Origin of the sequence: Microvirga sp. 2MCAF35, assembly GCF_052115545.1 — a bacterium.
Classification (GTDB): Bacteria; Pseudomonadota; Alphaproteobacteria; order Rhizobiales; family Beijerinckiaceae; genus Microvirga.
The window spans coordinates 1-908 of sequence record NZ_JBFRGW010000097.1 but is presented as its reverse complement, the minus strand read 5'-3'; the positions used below and the strand labels follow the sequence as shown (position 1 = coordinate 908).

General features: G+C 63.8%; 1 protein-coding gene. It reads left to right on the top strand.

Annotated elements, in window-relative coordinates; all coding sequences use genetic code 11:
- Positions 1–66: 66 nt before the first annotated feature.
- Entirely contained in the window at positions 67–891 is an 825-nt protein-coding gene (locus AB4097_RS21465; RefSeq protein WP_442043325.1) for an IS5 family transposase, read from the top strand.
- Positions 892–908: the final 17 nt, after the last annotated feature.

Sequence of the window (908 nt, the reverse complement as noted above, 5' to 3'; positions counted from 1 at the left end):
AGAGACTGTTTGGAAACTTGATCTGATGGGCTTCCCTTGGCGGGAGGGATGTGATTCACCCTGTGGATGTGGACCCATAAGACCCGAGGCCGGATGGCCGCGATCGCCAAGAAGACCAAGCGCTATCCGTCGGACCTGACGGATGAGGAATGGGAGCGGATCGCGCCGCTGATGCCCAAGCCCGGCCGGACGGGCCGGCCGCGCGAGATCGACTTCCGCGAGGTGATCAACGCGGTGCGCTATCTGGTGCGGTCCGGCTGCGGCTGGCGCATGCTGCCGGTGCATTTCGGCCCCTGGCGCACCGTGTACGGCTGGTTCCGCGAACTGGCGCGGCGCTTTCTGTTCCAGACCATTCACGACATCGAACTGATGCTCGACCGCGAGCGGTCCGGGCGCGAGGCCAGCCCGACGGCAGCGGTCATCGACAGCCAGTCGGTCAAGGCGCCGCAAGCCCAAACCAGAGGCTACGATGCGGGCAAGAAGATCGTCGGGCGCAAGCGCCACATCGCCGTGGACACCGATGGACGGCTGCTCATGGTCAACCTCACGCCCGCCGATATCTCCGACAGCGCTGGCGCGCAAATGATCCTCGCGGCGATCCGCCAGCGCTGGCCGTGGGTCAAACATCTCTTCGCCGACGGCGCTTATGATCGGCTCATGCTGATGGACAAGGCTGCCTATCTCGACTTCATCGTCGAGATCATCCGCAGGTCCGAGCAGCAGAAGGGCTTTGCTGTCCTGCCCCGGCGCTGGGTCGTGGAGCGCACCTTTGGCTGGATGATGCGCTGGCGGCGTCTCGTTCGCGACTATGAGAAGCGCATCGACGTCTCAACCGCCATGATCCATGTCGCCATGGGCGGCATTCTGATCCGCCGGAATGCTCATCCGTGAGTTTCCAAACAGTCTCT